Below are 23,825 nucleotides of genomic sequence, written 5' to 3'. Positions count from 1 at the left end.
TGATGGTACTGTAAAATAAGGATTAGTGATTTAGCACCTTAGTACCATATCGGGTTCATTGGTGTGCTATTATGGGCCGATAAACTAAAAATAATATTTGGATATTTCTATGAATCGTCTGTTCAGTGCCATCGCCACAATTGGCCTTGCACTTTTTAGTACTGTCACCCTCGCACACAAGAGCGATTTCAACGAACAAATGCATACGTTATCGCAAAAATACTTTGAACTCCGCCCTATTATTGCCAGCTATTACGGCCTTGATGATAAAGATGCGGGCCAAGGTATTATGGAGAAATCGAGCTATTTTGATCAAACCACAGAGCAAGCGCGACGTGAATCAGTAAAAGCATTGATTGCTGAGCTGAGACAAATTGACCAAAGCAAGCTGACCGATAAAGAACGTATTAGTTTAAGGTTAATCGAAACGGAAATTTCTTCGGCCTACAAACCGGCAACCATAGTCGAGTATGGCTCTATTTTAGGTGAATATGGCGCTTGGTTCTTACCTTACCCTATAAGCCATTTATCGGGTGTTCATGTTGAATTTCCTGCCTACATGGTGGATAAGTTTGCGGTCAGTAATGACGAGCAAGCGAAAGCTTATCTGACCCGTCTGAACGATTATGATGATGTGATTGATAGTGTCATATCAAAAATTGAACATGATAGAAAACTAGGTGTTGTTCCGCCTGATTTTGTCATTAACAAAACCATCAATAACTTGAGACTTCAGAACGAGTTTTCTCCTGAAGATCATGCCCTAGTGACGAGCATGGTTGAAAAACTAGAGAAGGCAACATCGACTAACAAAGCAGACTATATCGCAGCTACGATTAAAGCAGTTAAAACCAGTTTTTATCCTGCCAACGAAAAGCTTATTGCGAGCTTAGAAGCCCTTAAACCTTACGCGTCTCATAAAGCAGGTATTGGTCATTTACCCAACGGTAAAGCACTATATGCAGCGATGATCACGCACCTAAGTGATACAACATTAACAGCTGAACAGGTGCATCAACTTGGGCTAGATGAAGTGGCGCGCATCACCGCAGAAATGGATGTGTTATTAAAAAATGTTGGCTACGATAAAGGCACTGTCGGTGAGCGTATGACGGTATTGTTAAATGATCCTAAATATCTCTACCCAAACACCCCAGAAGGTAAAGCCAAACTGATCGCTGATATCAAAAAAGATTTGGCGCTTGCTAATGAAAAATTGCCGCAATGGTTTGGTTTATTACCGGATCAAGACGTGGCAGTAAAAGCTGTACCGGCTCATTTAGCGGCATCTACCAGTGGTGCTTTTTATGACGCACCATCGCAAGATGGCTCACGCTTGGGCACCTATTGGATATCATTAAATGACACCTCTGCTTTGCCCTCTTATTCATTGCAAACGCTGACCTATCATGAAGCAAACCCTGGACATCATTTACAAACCATTGTTGGTTTATCGGATGATCTACCTATTCTAAACACCATATTTTATTCAAATGCCGCGGGAGAAGGCTGGGCACTTTATGCTGAGCGTTTAGCTGCAGAAATGGGCATTTATGAAAATGACCCCATTGATGATATTGGTCGACTGCAGTCTGAAATGCATCGAGCGGTACGATTAGTGGTGGATAGCGGTATGCATGGATTAGGTTGGAGTCGAGAAAAAGCGATAGATTACTCCATCAAAACGGAAGGTATTCATATTTCTGAAGCGACCAGTGAAGTTGAACGCTATACCGTATGGCCAGGTCAAGCCTTAGGTTACAAGCTGGGCGAGCTCAAAATTGTTGAGTTAAGAGCCAAAGCAAAAGCTGCATTGGGCGATAAATTTGATATTAAAGCATTCCATGATCAAATTATTGAAGATGGTGCCTTGCCGCTTAATTTGATGGAAGAAAAAATCAATCAATGGTTATTAAAGCAGTCCGATGAATAGTACGAAAGCCGCACTGTTACTATACTTTGAGTTGAGTACAATTTATTTTTAACGATAGGCCGTTATGGATCCATTTATAAAATTAACCGCTAAATTGACTAATCCTGCAATACAGGTTGAAGATAAATTAAAAGAGATTTGTATAGTTACCTCTCAGCTAATACAAGGAGCGGACAGAGTTAGCTTATGGGTGTTTTCAGGAGAATTTGACCGCATTGAGTCATTGATTTGTTTTGACAGAGTCAATGGCTCATTTGAATCTGGGGCAATATTAAGCAAATCAGATTTCAATGACTACTTTAATGGTATTTTGAATCAAAAGGTGATTAATGCGCCTGATGCTAGAGCGCATGAGCTAACAAAGTGCTTTAATGAAGCCTATTTTGAACCGTTAGATATACAGTCGTTACTCGATTTTGTTTTGCATCAGGATTTTATTGCATCGGGTGTAATTTGCTGTGAAAGTGTTGGTAAAATCACGTATTGGTCAGATGAAAATATTGAATCACTCAAGCGCATTGCTAGAGTGAGCTCAATGTATTTCAAAATAGGGTCTGAGCCATAGTGGTTTGGACCTGAACTAAGAGTTGCCTGATCATATTTTCTATATCTGCTTCGTTTATATTTTTGATGAGGAAAAGGCTTTTTTCAAGCGACAGCTTACTTTTTAGAAAGAAAACTATTAATGCATTCTATTTCTTTTTTGTTCGAACATAGTAATAAAGTATCCTTAGAAACGTCATTTATATCAATGGCTTTAGTCTCATTTGGTATAAAGAAAAGTACGGCAAAAAATGAAAAGACCATAGAGAAAGGAATGTGGATCAATGCGTAGCCTAAGTGTTCACTTTTAGTCATTGAATTGTCTGTAATAGCAATATAGATATGAATAAAAAATACCAATGTGACAGGTACGGAAAACAATAAGAGCATATTCCCGGAATAAGTTATGTTGATTGAAAATAGCGTCAACGCAACGAATACATGAACTATTGAAATAATGGGCGGAATTGCCAATAACAGCTTTAACATTTATTGAACCGTGCTTGATTTTTGTTGCTTTAAGCGTTCATCCAATTGGATTACTCCGTTGATTTGGACGCGCCATAAAGACCATGATCACCAATATATTTTGCGAAATGATGCTCCATTTCAATAATAATTGGTTTTGCTTTCATGATTAACGCTCTAACCTCTGAATTTTTCAATGAGGCGGCATGAGAGGCTTGGTTTATCCACACTTCGGTGATCAAGATTTTTGATGGATCAGTAAGTGACTGCTGTACAAGGTACAAAATACACCCGTCTATCTCCGCTATCGCTTTGGATGCTTGGTGCATAATGTCAGCTAACTCATCACCCTTTCCTTCTGTTGCCGTGATCACCGCTTGCATGCCAAATTTCACCGTAGTGTCGTTTTGTATTTTCGCTTCCTCTGCAGTAGCGCATAAGATAACAAAGAGTAAGGCAATTGCAGATAATATCGATTTCATCGGTTAACCTATTTATATTTAGTATGGCGATACAATAATGCTTAGTTCATGAAAGAAGCGAACGAGAATACTCTCGAGCTTTTGCCACAGATTGCAACACAATATTAGCTGACTTTTATAACTCTAGAGTGTTTATCTGAAGGAATTACCACGCCATAGACACGTATGAGTGAATCCCAGTGTCAGGCTCATTAAATAGCTGCTATTTGTGCTCTTTCTTACGTACAGATATCGATTTGCCAAAAACATTGACCCCTCATAAATAATTATCACATCCACTTTATTGTATTTCTTTACGTTAACTCGTGTAGGTAATCAAACCAATATGATGATTATCTAAGTCATATCAAGAACGTTTTGTAGCCTCTTTTTATTTATTCCTAGCATCGAGCAAGTTTTAAGGCTTGTGTTAAGTTTGGTTAATTTAGAGAGACTCTTTTGGTATGTCGCATTTGGTACTTAAAGCGGACACTTGAACCGCTGAGAGTGACTCATTACTCTACATTCGCTAAGTGGTTGATTACAATATCATCAGTTCCAGCCTTTTTAGTCACCCCAACGGTGCAACCGCGTTGTGCTAAATCTTTTGTTTTGGCAACCGGTTGACCTGCACCATTATTACCGTCAATTTTATCCCATTGTGTCGTCGTGATATTGCCTACTATCGTCTTATAGCCCAGATCTGCGGTTTCCTGTTCAAAGTTATGAGTGTCGTCGTCAACTAAAGGTTTAATTTCCGAGTCGTCAGCGATAAACGTTGTCTTAGGTTTTTCCTTTGTTGTTGCCCAGGCTTCTTGCTCATCGAGTGGCTTGATGTGTTTATCAAGTTCAACACCAACGACTTTTTTTTCTGTTCTCACTGACATTAATTGCGCAGTAGAAGGATTATTATTACTCAAATATTCTCGATTACTAAATACATCCGCCGATGCTTGGAGTTTTCTTTGGGTTAATGTTTCACGCCGATGATCTTTAAGAGCTATATTTGAATGAGGCTTTTGTTGTGAGGCTAAATTCGCCTGTGTATGACTTTTGTTTTTTCCTACTTTATCTGAATAAGTATTCATTTAATAATCCTTTATTCGTAGAGAAACTCTAATACATGATTAATCTGGCATACTCTGCACTAGGCATATTTTTCTGGCTGCGGCGCAGTGATGGTGTCATGTGCTTCAAATATGACATGGTCATATGCACTAATTAAAGCCACTTTTATCGATTTAGCCAATAATAGGCTTCAGCTTTTATGAAGTAGTTGAAGAGGCTCGGTCTAAACAGCTTAAAAAGTGAAGTAAAGGTAAACCGTGTCAATTGTATTCGATTAAGTGTGTTGAAAGTTTGGGCGTACAATTTTAACTACTAGAGGTAAATCTTACCTTTTAAATACAACACTGCATTACCAGAAACCAATACGCGATCACCTGACATGACACAGCGCAATGCCCCGCCTCGTTTTGATGCTTGATATGCAATGACTTCTTGTTTGTTTAGCGCCGCAGCCCAATACGGGGCGAGCCCCGCATGAATTGAACCCGTTACTGGGTCTTCATCACCACCGTTTGCAGGCCAAAAATATCGAGAAACAAAGTCGTATTCATTAGATCTAGCTGTTACTACGATATCGTATGGCGCAAGTTTCTTAAGTTGTTCCGAGTCATATGTGATGTCGTACACCTCTTGCTCATTACTTAGGACGGCAAAGTATGCTTGTCTGTTCTTAAGTACCTTTTTCGGCGTGATAGAAAGTCCTGAATAAACGGCATCAGGTATAGTTGAAACCGGCGTCGGCATTTGACTAGGAAAACTCATTTCAATTTTATTATTCGCGTTCATCGTAACCACTAATGTGCCAACTTTGGCGGTAACAAACTCAATCTTATGCCTAATGCCCAGTTCTTGAAATAGTACGTGTGCTGACGCCAACGTTGCATGGCCGCAAAAATCAATTTCTGTTATTGGCGAAAACCATCGTATCTGATACTTATTTTGACTGACGGGTTTAATAAATGCGGTTTCAGATAAATTATTTTCGATAGCTATATTTTGCATGACATTGGCATCTGGCCATTGTTGCAAAGGGATTACTGCTGCTGAGTTTCCTTTAAACTGTTGCTCGGTAAACGCATCAACGACAAATATATCCATTTCCAAAACTTATTCTCCAGTTACTTTGTTCGTTGCAAGCCTCGATTTTTTAAGATCAACTACCATGGACTTACCACCAAAACCGTGCTTATTACATTTGGCTCTTACGATGACTTTAGACATTTCCGTTGGAATTTTTATGCTGCACTGACTGCGAGTAAAGGGTTGCTCATTAACATGAGGGTGATGGAGCTTTCGGTACCCCAGAAGATTACCTTGAAAATCTATAACTTCCCAGCCATCAGCATAATGCTCCCATCCTTGATCGTTATGCAGAACAGAAGTTCCGAAACACCAAGCGCCGCTGGATTCCTGAGTCGCCAAAACGTTGGTAACTTGAGCAAAGTCTAGGGTGGAGGCGTAATTTTCTAGGTCAAAATTGTCCGCGTAAACTGCTGATGTAAGCAGTGTTAATATTAATAACTTCTTCATGTAAACTCCATTTCACTTAATACCACGGCTATGAGAAATCAATACGTGATTAAAATAAGCACATTGTTAGGTAACTTTTCTCGCTTTAATTGAATAAAGCAAAGGCACTTGTTGCCCTTTGTGCAACAATTGGTAGCCCTGATCAGGTACATACTCAAGACCTTCAAAGCAATCATACGGGCTGTATGGATACTCTTCAAAATGTTCGATACTCAAGCCTGCCACAATTAAAGCGTTAATTACTTCACTTAAAGAATGTGCCCAGGTTAGTACTTTTGATTTTGTGCCATCGCAGTTTTCTGTATATGTACCTTCAACTTCAGCATCTGGCTCTCCTTGAGGAAAATAGGAGTAACCACACAGTAAATCGTTAAAAGTATGGAACTCGACAAGATGAAACTCACCGCCAATTGTCAACGAATCCGCCACTACTTGTGCCCAACGGCTCAGATCCGGTAGCCAACAAAGCACGCCGTATGAGGTAAAAACAAGGTCGAATTTTTCTGTGTTCTCATGACCAAATTGGTAAATATCACGCGCAATGAAGGTAGCATCTAACCCTAGAGCTGAGTTGAGTTTGTTGGCTTGTTCAATTGCCTCCGTAGATAAGTCGACACCGGTCGTTATTGCACCTTTTCTAGCCCATGACAAAGTATCTTGTCCAAAATGGCACTGAAGGTGTAAGAGCTTTCTCCCTTCAACATTGCCCATTTGCTCAAGCTCAACCTTGTTGAGTGATGACTTGCCATCCTTGAAGACTTTTACATCATAAAATTTTGAGTCAACATGAAGCTTGGTTCGTTTATCCCAAGCTTCTTTATTGATGTTTAGATAATCCATACTTTAGTCCAAAACCAAGTTCCATCGTCGACGTAACATCCGTTGATAGGATGGATATACGTTTGTCAAAATGTGCCGAACTAATGTTTCTCAGCGTAGTCTTCTACTTGTTGCCACACACGTAACACGTTAGCGCCCATCAACTTTTCAATGTCCGCTTCACTGTATTTTCTATCCAGTAATTCTTGAATCAAATTCGGAAAGGTTGATACGTCTTTTAGGCCTGTTGGTAATGAATCACCTACACCGTCGTAATCAGAACCTATACCGACATGATCAATGCCTGTAATTTTTACCGCGCGGTCAATGTGGTCCACTACATCAGCGGTACTAGCAAACGGGAACGGGTCTTTTTCTTTATAGGCTTTTTCAAATGCAATGGCAGCGGCATCTTTTTTATCGGCTATCCCCTTATCCGTCATAAACTGTGTAACATGGCTTTTGACTTTATCTCGGTATTTGTTTGCTTCCTCAGTGACAAAAGAAGAGCCGAAGTTGATTTGCACAACACCACCATTTTTCTTTAACGCTAATAGCATATCGTCAGACATATTGCGCTCAAATCCCGGGGTGAAATAGCGTAATGAAGAATGTGACGCAATCACGGGTACTTTTGAAAGTTCTACCGCTTGATAAAATGCTTGATCGCTAACATGCGATATATCAATCATAATGCCGATATTATTCATTTCTGTGATCAGTTTTTTGCCAAATGGGCTTAAGCCCTGCCAAGGCCGATCTTCTGAATAAGACGAGTCACTGATATGGTTACTCAGCGAATGCGCCAAGGTGATATAACGAATACCGCGTTGATAAAAATGCGCTAGGTTGTCGAGGCTGCCTTCAATAGCGGTACCATTTTCCATACCCATGGGTAGCGATATTTTGTTCAGCTTAAAATTATTCTTAATGTCGGCTACAGAATAGGCTAGTGCAAATTTATCAGGTGCTCTGCCGACCATGGCTTCAACACGATCAATCAAGCGATCTGCCAGTGCTTTACCTCCACCTTCTTTTTCCAGGGTGGCGGGAATGTAAATTGACATAAACGGGGCGTCTAAGCCACCTGCCACAGCCCGCGGGTGATCAAAATCTCCTTTTTCTGTTGCTTGAGTGACGTCGTCGTACGCTTCTTCTAATCGATAAGGCACATCAATATGGGTATCAACCAGAATGTATTTCTGGGCAATTTCTTTTGCATATGATGAGGTTGCTGCATTGGCGGTAAATGGTGATGTCGCCAAACCGGCCATGATTAATGTTGAAGCGATTGTTGTTATTTTCACATTAAGTCCTGTTAATTCTTCTAAGAAAACGTCAAGCAACTAAACTATCACGTTTTTTGGTGAAATTAGTATTCAACGGAATTTTTTGTTTCAATGTTATTAACAAGCGGACTACACAATTAATGCTAAAAGGGAAAAGTTAGCCATGAATTATGATGTTCAACACAGTGCGTACCAGACGTATGGTTACCAAGTCATTCGGCAGTATTTTACGAAGGATGAGCTTGATGCACTTCGCACCGTGATTTTGAATTTTCATCAGCGATGGATTGAAGAGAATAAAGATTTTTATCACACGAGAGCGGTCAATTCTGCATACTTAACCGATACTTTATACCTTGAAGATAAGCAACGTATGCAACTGTTTGAATTTATAAGTTCAAGCAAAGTGATATCAGCAGCGCAGCATGTATTTGAGCGTCCATTTGCCTTCATGGGCACCCAACTTTTTTTTAATCCGCACAACAATCAACAGCAAAATTACTGGCACAGAGATCCGCAGTATCATTTAAACGAAGCTGAGCAAAAAGCAGCGCTATCAGGCCCTGAGGTTGTTCATATTCGAATTCCATTATTTGACGAACCGGGTATAGAATTAGTTCCTAAAAGTCATAAAAATTGGGATACAGAGGAAGAGCTTAATGTACGTTTTGAGCGAAATGGGCACAAAAACAGTGAGCAATTGTCCTCTGGTAAAGCAATTTCATTAGGTGCCGGAGATGCTTTATTATTCTCGGCTAATATGATCCACCGTGGTCTGTATGGCGGGCAACGCTTGGCGTTTGATATCCTTTTTTGTGATGTTGAGCCACATTTACTTGAATTTGCGAAGCGCAGTATTTTACCGAGCCCAGCAATGTTAGATATACTTGCCGATCCTGCGGTATTTAAAAACACACTAGCCTACATAAAGTAACCTAGTCTTGGCATGAACTTTCATCAAACTTACCCTCTTTACAATTTAACTGTTTATTTGTACAGTTGACTGGGTTGCTAAATGAGGAGATATGAACATGAGGTATAAAGGATATTGCCATTGCCGTGCAATACAATTTGAATTTAGAAGCGACGAAATTACAGAAGGGTTGCAATGCAATTGTTCAATTTGTATTAGAAAAAACATCATTATGTCAAAAGACTATATTTTACCCAGCCAGTTCGAGTTGATCAGTGGCCGTGAAAATTTATCGATATATCATTGGGGCGATAAGGACGTAAACCATTACTTTTGCAAAACCTGTGGTATTGCGCCATTTCACGATGCGACTTATGAGCCTGGTAAATACCGCATCAATTTAGGATGTGTTGAACATATTGAACCGCGTAAGCTTGATATTATGGAGTTTGATGGCAAAAATGCACTTTAAGCTTGTAGTGCATTATTTCGTGAGCCAAAAAAGGGTTAATTAAGTTGTTAACCCTTTATCTTATTTGGTTTGATGAACTGCCAAAAACGCCATTGGCTTTCATTTTTTGGTAGTGCTCGTCGTCAATGCCTAATGCCTTGATGATGTCGTCATTATGATGACCGACTTCACATCCTGTAAAGCTATATTTAGTTGTATGCTTAGAGAACTTAATGGGTGACGCTATTTGTTTAACTGACGCTGAGCCTAAAGTAGGCACTTCTACTACCATCTTTCTTTCTACTAATTGAGGATGTTGACTTGCTTCAATGACATTTAAAGTGGGCTCAACACAAGCATCTAGATTTTCAAATACTTCACACCAATGTTGATAATCCTGTAATTTAAATGCTTCAGTCAATGCCTCAATCAACGGTGCTTGCGACTCAGGTGTATATTTTAAGCCATTTTTAACTAAGTCCGGTCTACCGATAGCTTCGCAGAGTTGGGTCATAAATTGCGGTTCAATACTGCCGACAGAAAAATACCGGCCATCTCGGGTTTCATAATGATTATAAAATGCACCGCCATTTAGCACCCCGTTGGCTAATTGTGGCACTTCTCCCGAGCCCAATGCTGAAGCGCCGGTCATGGCATTCAATGCAAATGCGGCATCGGTCATACTAATGTCAATATATTGCCCTTCTCCATTGTGTGAGCGTTCAATAACGGCGGCCAAAATAGCGGTCACGGAATGCATTGAACCACCTGCAATATCGGCAATTTGAAAGCCAATAGGCATGGGGCCTGTGTCAGGCGTGCCGGTGTAACTGGCAAGTCCTGCAATGGCTAAGTAGTTAATGTCGTGACCGCCTTTGTCCTTTTTAGGTCCCGTTTGGCCATAACCTGTGATCGAGCAGTAAATCAGCTTCGGGTTGATCTCTTTCAATGTATTGTAATCAAGTCCTAATCGCTGCATAACGCCTGGTCGGAACTGCTCAACAATGATGTCATAGTCAGCAATTAGGCGATGAATTAACTCAATTGCTTCAGGGTTTTTAAGATCAAGCCCTAGTGACTTCTTAGAACGATTGAGCGTTTGGTGAATATAAGATGTGCCACGCTCATCAACAGGTGGTAAATGACGACAAAGATCAGGGCGAGAAGGCGATTCTATGCGTAACACATCTGCGCCCATGTCAGACAACATCATGGTGGCGTAAGGGCCAGGAAGCAAGGTGGAAAAATCAAGGATCTTAAGTGATGTTAAAGGCATTACTGTTCCAGTTGGTAGTTTTCTTCAACATAGAACTATCTACCGCCAATAACAATGACCAAAACTTACCAAAAAGTGATCAGATTAGGAAAAACACTGCCCCTACACCATTCTAAATGTGCTGCGTCCTCTTATAAGCCGAATAAAAAATGTAAATTACGGAATATGCGATGTCGTCTCATGACTAGTATGTTGTCGTATTATGAGTAGTTGCTAAACCTATTCTTGGCTAGTATCAAAAAAAATCACTGCATGGTTATTAACCAATAAACAGTGAACAAGATGCTCCACATCATTGATAAATAAATATAAAAAGATTGTAAAAAACAATCAGTTCTCAAATATGAGGGAAGAAGATGTACGACTATATCATCATAGGCGCGGGCTCTGCCGGCGGCGTGTTAGCCAATAGGTTATCTGAACAGCCAAACGTTAAAGTATGTTTACTTGAAGCAGGTCCATCAGGGAACAGCAGCGTCATTTCTACACCAGGTGCCTTTGCTGGCGCAATACAAGATTTTAGCTTTAATCCGTTTAATTGGCGCTTCAACACCGAGCCTGAAGCGTCGACAAATAACCGCTCTCACTATCAGCCGCGTGGCAAAGCACTGGGTGGTTCAAGCAGCATTAATGGTATGGTCTATATTCGTGGCGATCAATCTGACTTTGACCATTGGTCTTCCCTTGGCAATAAAGATTGGGGTTACCACGATGTGCTGCCCTATTTCAAAAAAGCTGAAAATAATGAACGTGGTGCGAGTACTTACCATGGTAATGAAGGACCATTGAGCGTCTCAAATTGTGACCCTGAATTCGGTATTTACCATAGTTTTATACGCAGTGCGTTAGACCTTGAATATCGCTTTTGCAAAGACTTTAATGGTGAAAGCCAAGAAGGAGTTGGCTTTTATCAATTCACTACTAAAAATGGTAAACGTGCTGGCGTGCGAGCATCTTACATCATGCCTGCGATGCAGCGAGACAATTTAACTGTAATTACTGAAGCTCAAGTTCAAAGAATTGTTTTTGAGGGTAAAACCGCGGTAGCCGTTGAATACATCAAAAACGGAAAAACAGTGACAGTACCATGCCAACAAGAAGTTCTAGTGTGCGGTGGCTCGTTCAATTCTCCTCAGTTATTAATACTTTCTGGTGTAGGTCCAGCTAAAGAATTGAAGGCTCATAAAATAAAACTTGTTCACGAGTTACCTGGTGTTGGACAAAATCTGCAAGAACACCCTGATGTGATATTGGTCTACAAAAGCAAGAAGCGATCGGGCCTTGCCTTAAACCTATTAGGCACAATCAAAACAACAGGCTCAATTTTAAGCTATATCTTTAAAAAATCGGGTTGGCTGGCAAATCCACCAACGGCCGCAGGCGCATTTTTAAAATCAGACCCAGCATTTGATAGACCTAACTTTCAGTTGCACACCGTGCCAATGGCCTATCGAGATCACGCAAGAGACTACAAAATCATGACCCATTGGGGCTTTAGCGTCGTTTGCAATCTATCGCGCCCTAAGAGTCGTGGTGAAGTGAAGCTTAAAGACAGCAATCCAATGTCACCCCCAAAAATAAAACTAAATTTATTGGAACATCCGGACGATTTAAGGGATTTACGGGAAGCCTATAAAAAGACCAGAGAAATCGCTGAGCATGATTACATGAACGATCAAAGATTAGAAAGTTTGCATCCTAAAAAGCGTTTAGAAACTGATCAAGAAATTGAAGCCTATTTAAAACAAGAAGTAGCGCATGCTTATCACCCTGTTGGTACGTGCAAAATGGGCAATGACGATATGGCTGTTGTAGATGACAGGCTGAAAGTACATGGTTTGAATAATGTACGAGTGGTTGATGCGTCGATCATGCCTACGTTAATCAGTGGTAACACCAACGCGGCCACGATAATGATCGCAGAAAAAGCGGCAGATATGATCAAAGCCGATTGTGCCAATGTTTAAACTAGCAGAGCGGCCTAAGTGTTTATGATTGCTGAAAGAATTTTCTTCACATATCAAATGAAATCCATGTGTGCTCGACAAAGGGAAATTTTAGCCAATTATTGGGTTCTATTTGGTTATTGATAAACCAAGTGAACTCCATAGACTCTTTTAACAAGAGAGATTGTTCATTGTAAAACCATGCTTTAGAACAAGACACAGCACAAGCTAAGACAAGTCTAGCAATAACTATATAAGTGACTTAAAAAATGATATTTACACAAGCAATAGAACGAAACGCACAAGTAAATGGTAAGAGAACAGCGACAATTTTTGGTGACCGAAGAAGAACTTGGTCAGACGTGGCTGAGCGCATTGCTCGATTAGCAAACGCCTTACAACAAAAAGGCATTAATCCTGGAGATCGGGTAGCTATATTGGCGTTAAATTCTGATCGCTACTTAGAGTATTACTACGCCGTCGTATGGGCAGGCGCGGTCATGGTGCCCCTGAATGTTCGTTGGTCAATCAAAGAAAATCAATATGCATTGGAAGATTCTGGCGCGGTAGCCTTGTTTGTCGACGACACCTTTCTTGAAATGGGCGTTGAATTAACAGCTCTCTCAAATAAAATTTCGTACAGTATTTATATGGGGGAGCAACAAACACCAGAAGGGATGCTGAGCTATGAAGCGCTAGTGAATGAATACCATGCCATTGAACCTTATTTGCGTAGTGATGATGAAATGATTGGTATTTTCTATACCGGTGGCACGACAGGTTTTCCAAAAGGCGTGATGCTATCGGGTAATAATGTTTGGTCAAGTGCGATGGGTGTGATGGCGGACTTTGGCATTTACTCTCGTCAGTCACCCAATGTCTTGGTTGCTGCTCCTATGTTTCATGGTGCTGCTGGAGCTTTATGTTGGAGCAGTGTCATCGGAAGCGTTACGCTTGATATCGTCCCTGCATTCGATGTGAAAAAAGTAATTGAGACCATTGAGAAAGACAAGGTAACTGATACCTTGCTGGTTCCCACTATGATCTCGATGTTAATGACTGACCCAGCGTTTGATACGTCGAAACTTAGCTCATTAAAGCAAATTATCTACGGCGCATCGCCCATGCCGGAAGGGACTTTGTTAGAAGCAATGGAGAAAATGCCAAACGTAGAATTTATGCAAGCCTATGGACAAACAGAATTGTCGCCTGTGTGTTCTATTTTAAGTCCAAAACATCATGTGCTTGAAGGAGAAAACGCGGGGAAAATTAGATCAGCCGGCCGAGCTAATTTTACCGTCACGGTTGCAATTAAAGATGCAAACGGCAAAACGCTTGCTGCCAATGAAATCGGCGAGATTTGTGCGAAAGGTCCAAATGTCATGATGGGGTATTGGAATAATCCTGAGCAAACAGCATCAGCGATAAAAGATGGTTGGCTATATACAGGTGATGCTGGCTATATCGACGAAGATGGCTTCATATTCTTGGTTGATCGCGTAAAAGACATGATCATATCTGGTGGTGAAAATATATTCTCTGCAGAAGTGGAAAGTGCAGTATCTTTGCACCCTGCTGTTCAGGAAGTTGCTGTAGTTGGAATTCCGAGTGCTGAATGGGGTGAATCAGTACACGCTATTATTCGGCTTAAAGAGGGGCAAAGTTGCGACGATAGCAAAGTGATTGAGTTTTGCCGAGAACATATCGCGGGCTATAAGTTACCTCGTTCTATTGAGTTTAGAGAACAGCCATTTCCGATGACCGGCGCGAATAAAATCCAAAAAAATGCCTTGCGTGAACCCTATTGGGAAAATGCTGATCGCAAGATTAATTAAGATGACTACCTTGTTAATTTTGCTCCTTTGGCAACGATTGTTTAATAAAAACCGCTATCAGGAACAGGTGAATTATGACAATCAGTTCTAATGTGGTGAGTAAACAATATTGGGAAGACATCAATGAAGGTACGAGCTTTAGCTACGGTGACTATTTAGTAACTGAAAAAGAAATCATCGAGTTTGCAAGCCAGTATGACCCGTTTGATTTTCATGTTGATCCGGTAAAAGCAAACGAGAGCCCACTTGGCTCATTGATCGCCAGTGGCATTCATACGCTGGCAATAAAACAGCGATTAACGGTTAAACATGTTTATTCAACTTGGCATGTTTTTGCTGGTAAACAGATCGCTAATTGTCGCTTTGTTCGTCCTGTATACCCCAATGATACCTTAAGTGTGGAATTGGTAGTGCTTGAAACGACGGAAGCGTCACAGCCTGATCGAGGCTATGTGAAAATAAACTTTTTTGTTAAAAACCAAGAAAATAAAGTTGTTCTAAATGCGATAGGTGAAATTGTTATCGCGCGTATCCCTACTAAAATTAACGCGACAAGCTGTTAACTCATCCTCAAGAAGTATTACCGTTATGAGCCAAGAAATAGATAAATTAGTACTGCAACAAAAAGCGTATTTTAATACCGATGCGACCTATCCCTATGATTTTAGGTTAGCGCAACTCTATCAATTAAAAGATGCCATGCTTAAATACACACCGTCACTTGTTGAAGCGCTAAATAAAGATCTAGGGCGTCCAGAATTTGAAGCTTACTTTGAATTGGCGATGTGTTTTCATGAGGTCAATGGCGCCATCAAAAACTTGAAAAAGTGGATGAAGCCTAAAAAAATCAAAACGGACGTTTTAGCGCAGCCCGGCAAAAGTCGTATTGAGTATTGCCCAGTCGGCCAAGTGTTAATTATGGTGCCTTATAATTACCCCGCGGCTTTGACTATTCAGCCGCTAGTGGGAGCGATTGCCGCCGGTAATACCGCGATCATTAAAGCCTCTTCGGTGACCCCTGCGACGTCTTCATTGCTGGACAAAATGTTAAATGACGCCTTTGATGCACAATACATTTGCAGTTTACAGGGCAGTACCGAAGTCACCAACGTTTTGCTCGAGCAAAAATTTGATCACATATTCTTTACTGGCAGCCCAAACGTTGGTCGTATTGTCATGGCGGCTGCAGCGAAACATTTAACGCCTGTAACGCTCGAATTAGGGGGTAAATCGCCGACGATCGTCAATAGAGACTGCAATTTAGAGCAAGCGGTTAAACGTATTGTTTCAGGTCGATTCCTAAATGCCGGTCAAACATGTATTGCACCTGATCATGTCTATGTTCATCAAGACATCAAAGAGCAGTTCTTAGCGAAAATAAAGGCGGTTGTGACGGAGTTTTACAGTGAAAATCCGATTCAGAGCAAAGACTTTGGCCGAATAATTAACGACCGACACTTTAATCGGGTCAGCGCTCTTATTCCACAAGACAGAGTGGTTGTCGGTGGTCAAATCGATGCTTCGCAAAAATTTATCGCACCTACAGTAGTTAAAGATGTCACTTTTGACGACGATATTATGCAAGAAGAGATTTTTGGTCCGGTACTGCCGGTGATGACCTTTACTGATATTGATGATGTCCGCCAGCAAATCGCAAAGCTGCCAGAGCATCCGTTAGCCATGTATATTTTCACTAAAGATAAAGCGTTTGAGCAAGAACTTGTCCGTAAAGTGCGCTGTGGCGGAGTTAACGTTAATAGTACATTGATGCATGTTGCCAATAGTCATATGGCGTTTGGCGGTTTTGGTGAAAGTGGAATGGGTGCATATCATGGTCAGCATTCATTCGAGCTGTTCAGCCATGCTAAAGGTGTTGTTAAGAGTGCCACTTGGCTTGATATACCACTTAGGTATGCGCCGTACACGGGGAAAGTAAAGTGGTTGAAAAAATTAATTAAATAACCCTTTCTGCCAGTAAATTTACAGCCCTATAATGATGAAAAAAGCCACATTTAATGTGGCTTTTTTAATGGTGAATGTTGAGTCGTTGGCTAGTTGTTTATTGCTACTGTAGGCGTCGAAAACGCCCTAGTGCCCCACAGTGGTACGGTTGATAAGCTGTGCTTGAAGCTGCCTTCGGTTTCTTTTGTGGTGTAAGACAAGTAGAGCAAAGTTTGGTTTTCAGCATCATAAATTCTTCTGACCTTCATGGTTTTAAAGAAGATACTTTTGGATTGTTTAAAGACGATTTCACCAGATTTACTTTTATCAATAGTAGCGATCATTTCAGGGGTAATTTCACCGGTTTGTCGACAGGAAATAGAGCTGTCACTTGGATCAGAAAGGCTCAAGTTGGCTTCAATTGACGCGATATGACAAGTGACACCCGCGATTTTATCGTCTTTTAATGATGTTATTTTAATGTCTTTTGAGGTGAAAACGCCTAACGATATATCACCTACTTCATTGTCTGAGCAGCTTGAAACTGTCATTAACATGCATAAGCATATGAGGATTTTTTTCATTTTTAAGTACCATTGTTTTATGTGAAAAAGAGTTTATCACATGAGATTGGTAATGATAGTTAGGGGCAGTGTGACAGTACTCTGTGAAAATAGCAGCAAATCAAAAGCCGGCAATCAATGCCGGCTTAGGTTTATCACACGAGTGTGCTTACTTATTTTAAGCTCGTTGTTTAGTCTTGGAAATGGTAGCTAAACTGAACCGTATAAGTGGTTGGTGCTTGTGTTCCTGCTTGATGAGAGCCACCTAAAAGAGGTGTATCATTTGAGTATAAATAAAACTCTTCATCAGTTAAGTTACGACCAACAAATGCAACATCCCAATCGCCATCTGGCGAAATCAACTTCACTGACAAGTCGACTAAGGTGTAGCCGTCAATTTTTGATTCTTCATCAAGATCTGGTGCTGCATAGTAGTCATCAATATAGTTAACGTTTAAGCGACTGATGAATTCATATTCGCCAAACATGGTGCCATATTCAAGACCTAGTGACGTAGTATATTCAGGTACGTCTTGGTTGGTTTTACCACTTAAGTCATTGACGCCGGCAGCCGCACATTGTGCGCCATTTAAACCGTTGGCAAACATTTGATTGGCAGTACAACCCGCATTAACGTATGAGTCGAACTCAAAATCAATATAACCAAGCGTTGAATACAAGGTCCATTCGTCAGACAATGTCCAAGTAAGGTCTACTTCTAGACCCTGAGTCGTTGCTTCAGCAGCATTTCTTACCACAAAAGTCGTACCGCCTGTAAATACGGTAGTTTGTAGGTTTTTGAAGTCAGTGCTAAAGACAGCAACATTTAATTTTGCATTGCCATCAAGCAAAGTGAATTTACCACCAATTTCAAATGAATCAGCTTCTTCTTCGTCATATTCTGCTTCTGCTGGGTCTGCTGACATGGCTAAAGCATTAAAACCACCGGCTTTAAAACCTTTGCTATATGCTGCATATAAGTTGGTATCATCATCTACTGACCAAGCTAAGTTGGCTGCTGGGCTGAAATTAGATTCACTACGAGATAAATCATTTACATGGCTTGTTGCTTCAAATAAAGCGACTTGCCAAAACGCGTGTTCAATTGGGTTTAATAATGCATTACCTGAAGTGGCTCCATAACCGCTACCACCATAAATTTCGACTTCTTGGCTTGCTGTTTTTTCTTCGTCAGAATAACGGCCAGAAAGTTCAAGTTTTAAGTTATCGCTTAAACCAATACCTACTTGACCGAAAATAGCATATGTTTCAGTGTTTTGCGTTAAACCATGTAAACGTGTGGTAATGGTTTCTTGAGGGTAAACATTCGCTAGCGCACCGGTAGGTAAACTAAGCATTTGTTCAAATAACGGCATGGTTTGGTTAAATAAACCACCAGCAATACTCGTCGGGCTGGTCGCTGTATCTAACACACCAACAACGTCTAAGTCGGAATCTTGATAGTAAGCACCAACAAGGTATTCAAACGAGTCACTGTCTTTTGATACAAAACGCAATTCTACTGACGTTTGCTCATAATCTTCATAATCAGTAAATTGCAGAATAGGTAAAGGACCATAATCTGCATCAACAGAGCGGACATAATCGTAATCAGATTGAGCGGCAATCAAGGTAACGTTACCAGCATCAAGCGCATAATTCGCTTTAAAGGCATATTCTGAAAAATTGGTGTCCATAAAATATGGTGTATCTTTGCCATTTAACCCTAAACCAGGATAATTTTGCTGAGAAGCTGAACCTTTATGATCAATGTTGTCTTCTGCGCCAAATGCTTGATAAGCACCTAATATAGGCGCTAATGAAGGATCATTAACGGCTAATTTAGTCATCTCCCAATAAATGTGATTTACTTCTTGGTTGCCGTCTTCTGCTCTAATATTGAGTGTTAATTGTTCGTTAACCTCCCAATCTAAAATTCCCCTAAAAGCGGTATTTTTATTAGGATCTTCGTCACCTTCTTGGTTTACATTTTCAATATAAGCTTTGTCGGTATTGTAATGTTTAAATGCTAAACGACCTTTTACCGAGCCACTGTCGTTTAATGCTCCGGTAACAAAGCCGGACGTTTCTATTTGCTCCGATTCTGATTCATAACCCAAAGTGATTTTGGCTTCCAAATCTTCACGTGGCTGTGCAGGATTAATGGCAATAACACCTGCGATTGTATTCTTCCCGAACAAGGCACCCTGAGGGCCACGCAATACTTCAACTGTATCAACGTCTAAAAATGAAAAGCGAGATTGAACACCGCGACCATGAAAAATACCATCGACAAAGATACCAACTGATTGTTCCCCACCGGCTTGTAAATCTGAGTTGATACCTCGAATTGAAATAGTATCTTGAATGGCATTAGCTGAAATCTTAACGTTAGGTAGGTTAGTTGATAGATCTTCTAAATCTTCGATCTTCATCTGTTTCATTTCTTCACCGCCGATAACGGCGACAGAAGCTGCAACTTCTTGTAGAGTTTTAGGGCGCTTTCCCCCTTTAACTAAGATAACTTCATAGTCTTGTTCTGCTCCCGGAGCGTCATTGGCTACCGCCATTTGAAACGGTGATGCACAGTATAGTGCGGTTGTAATGGCTAAACTTAGTTGACAGCGCTTGCGAGCGATTGGCTGGTTGTACATTTATAATTCCCCTCTTAAATAAAATAAACCACAGCGACGATTTTTGCTTTTATTTGTTTTTGATCGCTTGTGTACTGCGGTATTTATGTGCTTTCCGTAAAGCTTTTTTAGAGTCGGTTATCAGCAATTTGAGTTCAATAACGAAAAAGTACCTTTTAATGAACAAATGGTTGAATGAGAGGAATATCACTTGACCTCTTCATCAATTTGATTGAGTTTCGCCCAGTTGAGGACGCATGATTATGTCGATGAAACTTGCACTGTGTTTATTTTACGGTGCTGCTCTAGCCAATAGCCCAGTACAAAAACGATCATGAGTGAGTCTGCCAAAGCGAACAGTCCAAATTCGCCAACTAGTGGGTTACTTTGATGAAACAAAAACAAGAATACAAGGTAAGCTTTCTCAGCAGTACAAAGCAGTAACGTGCTTTCGCGCCACTGTGGTTTATAGGCTGCCACAATCATCATTACGCCCACTAGGCCAACGATTGCGCCCCAATGCTGGATCAGTAATTGATGGCTGCCATCTAACGTCACGCCATTTAAGTTAGTCAGTGCCCAAGCTGGCGCAATAGCATAAATGAATGCCGCAGCGGTGCCTGCACCAGTAAGACATAAAAAGCTCTTTAGGTGTTTGGTAAATATCATTTTTATTCCTCTATGATTCTTGTTCTTGGTTGTCTTCGATAAATGTTTTTCGATAAAGCCCTGGAGTCATGTTAGTCCAACTTTTAAAGGCGCGAATAAACGCTGCGGTTTCAGTGAAGCCAATTTTTTCTGCAACATCAGTAATGCTGTAGTTACCGTGATATAAGTAGTATATGGCCAGATCTCGGCGCATTACGTCTTTGAGCTTTTGATAGTTGATGCCTTCTTTTTTCAAACGCTGTCTTAACGTTTTTGGCACCATATGCATTTGGGCAGCGATTTGCTCAAAAGTGGGTAAATTTGACCAACTTTCTTGCTCGATCAGTCGTTTAACTTTGGTAGTGTAACTATCATCGTCAACTGGGTTGACTAATATGCTCATCGGCGTGACCGCAACATAACTATCAAAATCGGTTCTATTTTTGACAATAGGTAACTCAAGGTAATCTGCACTAAAGGTGACTGATAGCTTCTTAGAGTTAAATCTTTTTGGACAATTAAAGATTATGGAGTAGTCAGCTTGATGTGCTGGGGGCGCATAATCAAAGGTTGCTTGTTTTAGGATGATCTGTTTGCCGATTAACCAACAGCAAAATCGATAAAGACCACCCAGAATAAAATCTGCCAGTAAGTGATATTCATCCAATGTTGGATCATCCAGTTTCAATTCTATGCTGATTTCATTCTTGTTTCGGACCAAAGCAAAAGAGTAACCAGGATCAAGATAGTTGTAATAGCCAACGAGCAAAGAAAGGCTTTTTCCTAAACTGCTTACCCCTATCGCAAGTTGACCAGCATAAAAAAACCCCCCATTGGGTACCTTATTTTTACTGACCCCCATATTTTCATCACCTAAAACTCGCCATGAACGACGGACCAAGGCAACTATAAGATCAAAGGGGACGCGGCTCTTATTGTTCGCGATAAATTCACTGGATAGACCAAATTGACTTAACATCTCGTCGGTTTTTTTTCCATGACGTTTTAACCCACCTACAATCGCTCTAACATATTGGATGGAAACTGTGTTCTCATTCATAACCGCAATTTACCTAAAAACAATGTTAACAATATAGTACCTTAATGATAAATCACTCTATCAAAGCAAACTCCAGTTAACAACTGATATAAAAGGGCTTGATGCTATTTCTGTATTCTTTGTTAATTACTGCTTTTAAAAAAATGATTAACAAAAAAGAACTCTAAGACCTGTTTTTTCGTGCTTTTCGGTCATTGGGTTTGCTTTCGATATCGTCAACACTAACCGTATCTAAAAATAACTTATCGGTAGTCATTTGATTACCTAAATAATTCAATAGAGGAAAAGTTGATGAGCGAAATTAGCTACAAAAATAAAGTCGTTATCGTTACAGGTGCTGGCGGCGGTTTAGGTAAGGCATACGCCATCGAGTTTGCTAAACGCGGTGCTAAAGTTGTTGTCAATGACTTAGGTGGTTCAGGCCATGGCGAAGGCGCGAGTAGTTCAGCGGCCGACCTAGTCGTTGAAGAGATTACAACCGCAGGCGGTGAAGCCGTGGCAAATTATGATTCTGTTGAGTTTGGTGCGCGCATTGTTAAGACAGCTGTAGATGCCTACGGTCGCGTCGATGTTGTTATTAACAACGCTGGTATTTTACGTGACTCAAGTTTCGCCAAAATGTCCGATCAAGATTGGGAACTCATCCAAAAAGTACATGTTGATGGTGCATACTCGGTGACTAAAGCCGCATGGCCATTTATGGTTGAACAAGGCTACGGTCGTGTTATTTTCACTACTTCTGCTGCAGGTATCTACGGTAACTTCGGTCAAGCTAACTACAGCACAGCTAAATCAGGCCTTCTGGGTTTAGGGAAAACATTAGCACTTGAAGGGGCTCGCAAAAATATTCAAGTAAACGTGATTGCGCCAATCGCGGGTTCACGTTTAACTGAAACAATTTGGCCAGAAGACGTGCTAAAAGCAACCTCGCCAGAATACGTTGTTCCACTGGTCGTTAAACTATGTAGTGAAGACAACAAAGAGTCTGGCAGTGTATTTGAAGTAGGTGCCAGCTGGTTTGCTAAAGTACGTATTGAACGTACTGAAGGTTATGCTTTTGGTATTGATAAACCTATTACTGCTGAAGATGTTGCCGAGAAGTGGGACAAAATTTGTGATTTCACTGATGCTAAACCGGCAGAAAACATTATCAGCACATTCAACGCCGTAAGCAAAATGGTAGGCATTGACCTACTTAATGCGAAGAAATAAGTAATATTAAGTGGGGAAATAAAAATGATTAATGCAAGAGTCGCCGGCGTCGGTATGACAAAGTTTTGTAAGCCAGGCCAGCAGCAACCTTACCGAGTAATGGCAAGTGCCGCTATTAAAGAAGCACTTGAAGATTCGGGTGTTGAGTACAAGTACATTCAACAAGCATATGCGAGTTATATTTATGGTGACAGCACTTGTGGTCAGCATGCACTTTATGACGTTGGCATGACAGGTATCCCTGTCATTAATGTCAATAACAACTGCTCTTCTGGATCTACGGCTTTATTCCTTGCTCGACAAGCGGTTGAGTCGGGTGCTGTTGAATGCGCCTTGGCGTTTGGTTTTGAAGAAATGCAGCCAGGTGCTCTAGGTTCACACTGGGATGACCGCGAGTCACCTTTTTCCAATATGCTAGATGCCTTAGACAAAGTGTCAGACGCACCAGCGGGCCCGCTTGCATTGCGCATGTTTGGTCAAGCAGGTACGGCATATATTGACAAGTACGGCGCAAATCCAGATATTTTTGCAAAAGTCTCTGAAAAATCAAGAAGCCATGCAATCTTGAATCCATACTCATTGTTTTCTAAGCCGTTGACTGTGAAAGAGGTGATGGAAGCGCCAACAATTTTCCCTCCATATTTGACACGCTTTATGGCTTGTCCTCCTACGTGTGGCGCTGCTGCGGTAGTGGTTTGTTCAGAAGCTTTCGCTAAAAAACATGGTATTACAGCTAATGTTGAAATTGTTGCACAAGCGATGGCGACAGATTTTCAAGACACGTGGACAGATCCAATGAAACTTGTTGGTACTGAAATGACGGCAGCCGCGGCTCGCCAAGTGTATGAACAAGCTGGTATTGGCGCAGATGATGTTGATCTTGTTGAACTTCATGACTGTTTTACACCAAACGAAGTATTGACTTATGAAGGCTTGGGCCTTTGTGAAGAAGGTGGCGCTGAAAAATTTATTAATGACGGCAACAACACGTTTGGCGGCAAATATGTTGTTAATCCATCAGGAGGATTGATGTCAAAAGGTCATCCAATCGGTGCAACAGGTTTAGCCCAATGTACTGAGCTCGTGTGGCACCTTCGTGGTACTGCTGGTGATCGTCAAGTACCCAATGCAAATATCGCACTGCAACACAACGTAGGACTTGGTGGCGCAGTTGTTGTGACCATGTACAAGAAAATCTCATAAGTAATTGTTTGATTTGAGCGTGGCGGTTGCTGC

General features: G+C 40.9%; 22 protein-coding genes. 10 read left to right on the top strand and 12 right to left on the bottom strand.

The annotated features are described in order from the left end of the window. Nucleotides 1-109: 109 nt before the first annotated feature. Nucleotides 110-1,933: a DUF885 domain-containing protein gene (locus QUE03_RS19285; RefSeq protein ID WP_286263704.1), complete on the top strand. Its 1,824-nt coding sequence runs from the start codon at nucleotides 110-112 to the stop codon at nucleotides 1,931-1,933. 64 nt (nucleotides 1,934-1,997) lie between these two features. Further along, nucleotides 1,998-2,498, top strand: a complete 501-nt coding sequence (locus QUE03_RS19280) for a histidine kinase (RefSeq protein WP_286263702.1) — start codon at nucleotides 1,998-2,000, stop codon at nucleotides 2,496-2,498. A gap of 95 nt (nucleotides 2,499-2,593) precedes the next feature. Here the strand turns inward: QUE03_RS19280 and QUE03_RS19275 are convergent, their stop codons facing one another. The 7 genes from QUE03_RS19275 to QUE03_RS19245 all read right to left on the bottom strand — a co-directional run bounded on the left by QUE03_RS19275 (nucleotide 2,594) and on the right by QUE03_RS19245 (nucleotide 8,096). Next, the gene (locus tag QUE03_RS19275; RefSeq protein WP_286263700.1) at nucleotides 2,594-2,965 is read right to left on the bottom strand and encodes a hypothetical protein; all 372 of its coding nucleotides are present in this window, start codon (nucleotides 2,963-2,965) and stop codon (nucleotides 2,594-2,596) included. A gap of 50 nt (nucleotides 2,966-3,015) precedes the next feature. Beyond that, complete coding sequence (locus QUE03_RS19270) at nucleotides 3,016-3,426, bottom strand: antibiotic biosynthesis monooxygenase family protein (protein WP_286263698.1); 411 nt, start codon at nucleotides 3,424-3,426, stop codon at nucleotides 3,016-3,018. 494 nt (nucleotides 3,427-3,920) lie between these two features. Next, complete coding sequence (locus QUE03_RS19265; protein ID WP_286263697.1) at nucleotides 3,921-4,493, bottom strand: hypothetical protein; 573 nt, start codon at nucleotides 4,491-4,493, stop codon at nucleotides 3,921-3,923. A gap of 292 nt (nucleotides 4,494-4,785) precedes the next feature. Continuing rightward, a complete protein-coding gene (locus QUE03_RS19260) occupies nucleotides 4,786-5,577 on the bottom strand; it encodes a PhzF family phenazine biosynthesis protein (RefSeq protein ID WP_286263695.1) in 792 nt (263 codons plus the stop codon). 3 nt (nucleotides 5,578-5,580) lie between these two features. After that, nucleotides 5,581-6,003, bottom strand: coding sequence for a hypothetical protein (locus QUE03_RS19255; protein WP_286263693.1), 423 nt, complete (start codon nucleotides 6,001-6,003; stop codon nucleotides 5,581-5,583). 66 nt (nucleotides 6,004-6,069) lie between these two features. Continuing rightward, nucleotides 6,070-6,843, bottom strand: coding sequence for a class I SAM-dependent methyltransferase (locus QUE03_RS19250; protein WP_286263691.1), 774 nt, complete (start codon nucleotides 6,841-6,843; stop codon nucleotides 6,070-6,072). Nucleotides 6,844-6,923: 80 nt separating this feature from the next. Continuing rightward, nucleotides 6,924-8,096, bottom strand: a complete 1,173-nt coding sequence (locus tag QUE03_RS19245; RefSeq protein ID WP_286267927.1) for a dipeptidase — start codon at nucleotides 8,094-8,096, stop codon at nucleotides 6,924-6,926. Between the two features lie 178 nt (nucleotides 8,097-8,274). Here QUE03_RS19245 and QUE03_RS19240 point away from each other — a divergent pair, with 178 nt between their 5' ends. Then, nucleotides 8,275-9,045, top strand: a complete 771-nt coding sequence (locus tag QUE03_RS19240) for a phytanoyl-CoA dioxygenase family protein (RefSeq protein WP_286263690.1) — start codon at nucleotides 8,275-8,277, stop codon at nucleotides 9,043-9,045. Nucleotides 9,046-9,142: 97 nt separating this feature from the next. Continuing rightward, nucleotides 9,143-9,496 (top strand): GFA family protein, encoded by a 354-nt coding sequence (locus QUE03_RS19235; RefSeq protein ID WP_286263688.1) that lies wholly within the window; start codon nucleotides 9,143-9,145, stop codon nucleotides 9,494-9,496. Nucleotides 9,497-9,551: 55 nt separating this feature from the next. Here the strand turns inward: QUE03_RS19235 and QUE03_RS19230 are convergent, their stop codons facing one another. Further along, a complete protein-coding gene (locus QUE03_RS19230; protein WP_286263687.1) occupies nucleotides 9,552-10,751 on the bottom strand; it encodes a CaiB/BaiF CoA transferase family protein in 1,200 nt (399 codons plus the stop codon). Nucleotides 10,752-11,107: 356 nt separating this feature from the next. Between QUE03_RS19230 and QUE03_RS19225 the strand changes: the two genes are divergently transcribed. The 4 genes from QUE03_RS19225 to QUE03_RS19210 all read left to right on the top strand — a co-directional run bounded on the left by QUE03_RS19225 (nucleotide 11,108) and on the right by QUE03_RS19210 (nucleotide 16,494). Next, entirely contained in the window at nucleotides 11,108-12,718 is a 1,611-nt protein-coding gene (locus QUE03_RS19225) for a GMC family oxidoreductase (RefSeq protein WP_286263685.1), read from the top strand. A gap of 248 nt (nucleotides 12,719-12,966) precedes the next feature. Continuing rightward, nucleotides 12,967-14,532: an acyl-CoA synthetase gene (locus QUE03_RS19220; RefSeq protein ID WP_286263682.1), complete on the top strand. Its 1,566-nt coding sequence runs from the start codon at nucleotides 12,967-12,969 to the stop codon at nucleotides 14,530-14,532. Nucleotides 14,533-14,606: 74 nt separating this feature from the next. Continuing rightward, the gene (locus QUE03_RS19215) at nucleotides 14,607-15,095 is read left to right on the top strand and encodes a MaoC/PaaZ C-terminal domain-containing protein (protein WP_286263680.1); all 489 of its coding nucleotides are present in this window, start codon (nucleotides 14,607-14,609) and stop codon (nucleotides 15,093-15,095) included. Between the two features lie 25 nt (nucleotides 15,096-15,120). Beyond that, nucleotides 15,121-16,494: an aldehyde dehydrogenase gene (locus QUE03_RS19210; RefSeq protein WP_286263678.1), complete on the top strand. Its 1,374-nt coding sequence runs from the start codon at nucleotides 15,121-15,123 to the stop codon at nucleotides 16,492-16,494. Nucleotides 16,495-16,583: 89 nt separating this feature from the next. On the opposite strand, the gene QUE03_RS19205 is transcribed toward QUE03_RS19210, so the two are convergent. From QUE03_RS19205 to QUE03_RS19190, 4 genes are all read right to left on the bottom strand, one after another. After that, the gene (locus tag QUE03_RS19205; protein WP_286263676.1) at nucleotides 16,584-17,057 is read right to left on the bottom strand and encodes a CreA family protein; all 474 of its coding nucleotides are present in this window, start codon (nucleotides 17,055-17,057) and stop codon (nucleotides 16,584-16,586) included. A gap of 170 nt (nucleotides 17,058-17,227) precedes the next feature. After that, nucleotides 17,228-19,690: a TonB-dependent receptor gene (locus tag QUE03_RS19200; protein WP_286263674.1), complete on the bottom strand. Its 2,463-nt coding sequence runs from the start codon at nucleotides 19,688-19,690 to the stop codon at nucleotides 17,228-17,230. A 240-nt stretch (nucleotides 19,691-19,930) separates the two neighbouring features. Further along, nucleotides 19,931-20,338 carry a hypothetical protein gene (locus QUE03_RS19195; RefSeq protein WP_286263671.1) on the bottom strand — a complete coding sequence of 136 codons (408 nt, stop codon included), beginning with the start codon at nucleotides 20,336-20,338 and terminating at the stop codon, nucleotides 19,931-19,933. A 10-nt stretch (nucleotides 20,339-20,348) separates the two neighbouring features. Next, nucleotides 20,349-21,377, bottom strand: coding sequence for an AraC family transcriptional regulator (locus QUE03_RS19190; RefSeq protein ID WP_286263669.1), 1,029 nt, complete (start codon nucleotides 21,375-21,377; stop codon nucleotides 20,349-20,351). Nucleotides 21,378-21,668: 291 nt separating this feature from the next. Between QUE03_RS19190 and QUE03_RS19185 the strand changes: the two genes are divergently transcribed. Then, nucleotides 21,669-22,589, top strand: coding sequence for an SDR family oxidoreductase (locus tag QUE03_RS19185; protein ID WP_286263667.1), 921 nt, complete (start codon nucleotides 21,669-21,671; stop codon nucleotides 22,587-22,589). A 24-nt stretch (nucleotides 22,590-22,613) separates the two neighbouring features. Next, on the top strand, nucleotides 22,614-23,792 hold the full coding sequence (locus tag QUE03_RS19180) for a lipid-transfer protein (RefSeq protein ID WP_286263665.1): 1,179 nt from the start codon (nucleotides 22,614-22,616) through the stop codon (nucleotides 23,790-23,792). Nucleotides 23,793-23,825 lie beyond the last annotated feature (33 nt).

The organism is Thalassotalea atypica (assembly GCF_030295975.1).
Lineage (GTDB): Bacteria > Pseudomonadota > Gammaproteobacteria > Enterobacterales > Alteromonadaceae > Thalassotalea_F > Thalassotalea_F atypica.
The sequence above is the reverse complement of the archived record's forward strand: the minus strand, read 5'-3'. Positions and strand labels throughout refer to the sequence as shown.

Coding starts and splice junctions, on each gene's coding strand:
- QUE03_RS19285 (WP_286263704.1), top strand. CDS start 110: ATGAATCGTCTGTTCAGTGCCATCGCCACAATTGGCCTTGCACTTTTT.
- QUE03_RS19280 (WP_286263702.1), top strand. CDS start 1,998: ATGGATCCATTTATAAAATTAACCGCTAAATTGACTAATCCTGCAATA.
- QUE03_RS19275 (WP_286263700.1), bottom strand. CDS start 2,965: ATGTTAAAGCTGTTATTGGCAATTCCGCCCATTATTTCAATAGTTCAT.
- QUE03_RS19270 (WP_286263698.1), bottom strand. CDS start 3,426: ATGAAATCGATATTATCTGCAATTGCCTTACTCTTTGTTATCTTATGC.
- QUE03_RS19265 (WP_286263697.1), bottom strand. CDS start 4,493: ATGAATACTTATTCAGATAAAGTAGGAAAAAACAAAAGTCATACACAG.
- QUE03_RS19255 (WP_286263693.1), bottom strand. CDS start 6,003: ATGAAGAAGTTATTAATATTAACACTGCTTACATCAGCAGTTTACGCG.
- QUE03_RS19250 (WP_286263691.1), bottom strand. CDS start 6,843: ATGGATTATCTAAACATCAATAAAGAAGCTTGGGATAAACGAACCAAG.
- QUE03_RS19245 (WP_286267927.1), bottom strand. CDS start 8,096: ATGGCCGGTTTGGCGACATCACCATTTACCGCCAATGCAGCAACCTCA.
- QUE03_RS19240 (WP_286263690.1), top strand. CDS start 8,275: ATGAATTATGATGTTCAACACAGTGCGTACCAGACGTATGGTTACCAA.
- QUE03_RS19235 (WP_286263688.1), top strand. CDS start 9,143: ATGAGGTATAAAGGATATTGCCATTGCCGTGCAATACAATTTGAATTT.
- QUE03_RS19230 (WP_286263687.1), bottom strand. CDS start 10,751: ATGCCTTTAACATCACTTAAGATCCTTGATTTTTCCACCTTGCTTCCT.
- QUE03_RS19225 (WP_286263685.1), top strand. CDS start 11,108: ATGTACGACTATATCATCATAGGCGCGGGCTCTGCCGGCGGCGTGTTA.
- QUE03_RS19220 (WP_286263682.1), top strand. CDS start 12,967: ATGATATTTACACAAGCAATAGAACGAAACGCACAAGTAAATGGTAAG.
- QUE03_RS19215 (WP_286263680.1), top strand. CDS start 14,607: ATGACAATCAGTTCTAATGTGGTGAGTAAACAATATTGGGAAGACATC.
- QUE03_RS19210 (WP_286263678.1), top strand. CDS start 15,121: ATGAGCCAAGAAATAGATAAATTAGTACTGCAACAAAAAGCGTATTTT.
- QUE03_RS19205 (WP_286263676.1), bottom strand. CDS start 17,057: ATGAAAAAAATCCTCATATGCTTATGCATGTTAATGACAGTTTCAAGC.
- QUE03_RS19200 (WP_286263674.1), bottom strand. CDS start 19,690: ATGTACAACCAGCCAATCGCTCGCAAGCGCTGTCAACTAAGTTTAGCC.
- QUE03_RS19195 (WP_286263671.1), bottom strand. CDS start 20,338: ATGATATTTACCAAACACCTAAAGAGCTTTTTATGTCTTACTGGTGCA.
- QUE03_RS19190 (WP_286263669.1), bottom strand. CDS start 21,377: ATGAATGAGAACACAGTTTCCATCCAATATGTTAGAGCGATTGTAGGT.
- QUE03_RS19185 (WP_286263667.1), top strand. CDS start 21,669: ATGAGCGAAATTAGCTACAAAAATAAAGTCGTTATCGTTACAGGTGCT.
- QUE03_RS19180 (WP_286263665.1), top strand. CDS start 22,614: ATGATTAATGCAAGAGTCGCCGGCGTCGGTATGACAAAGTTTTGTAAG.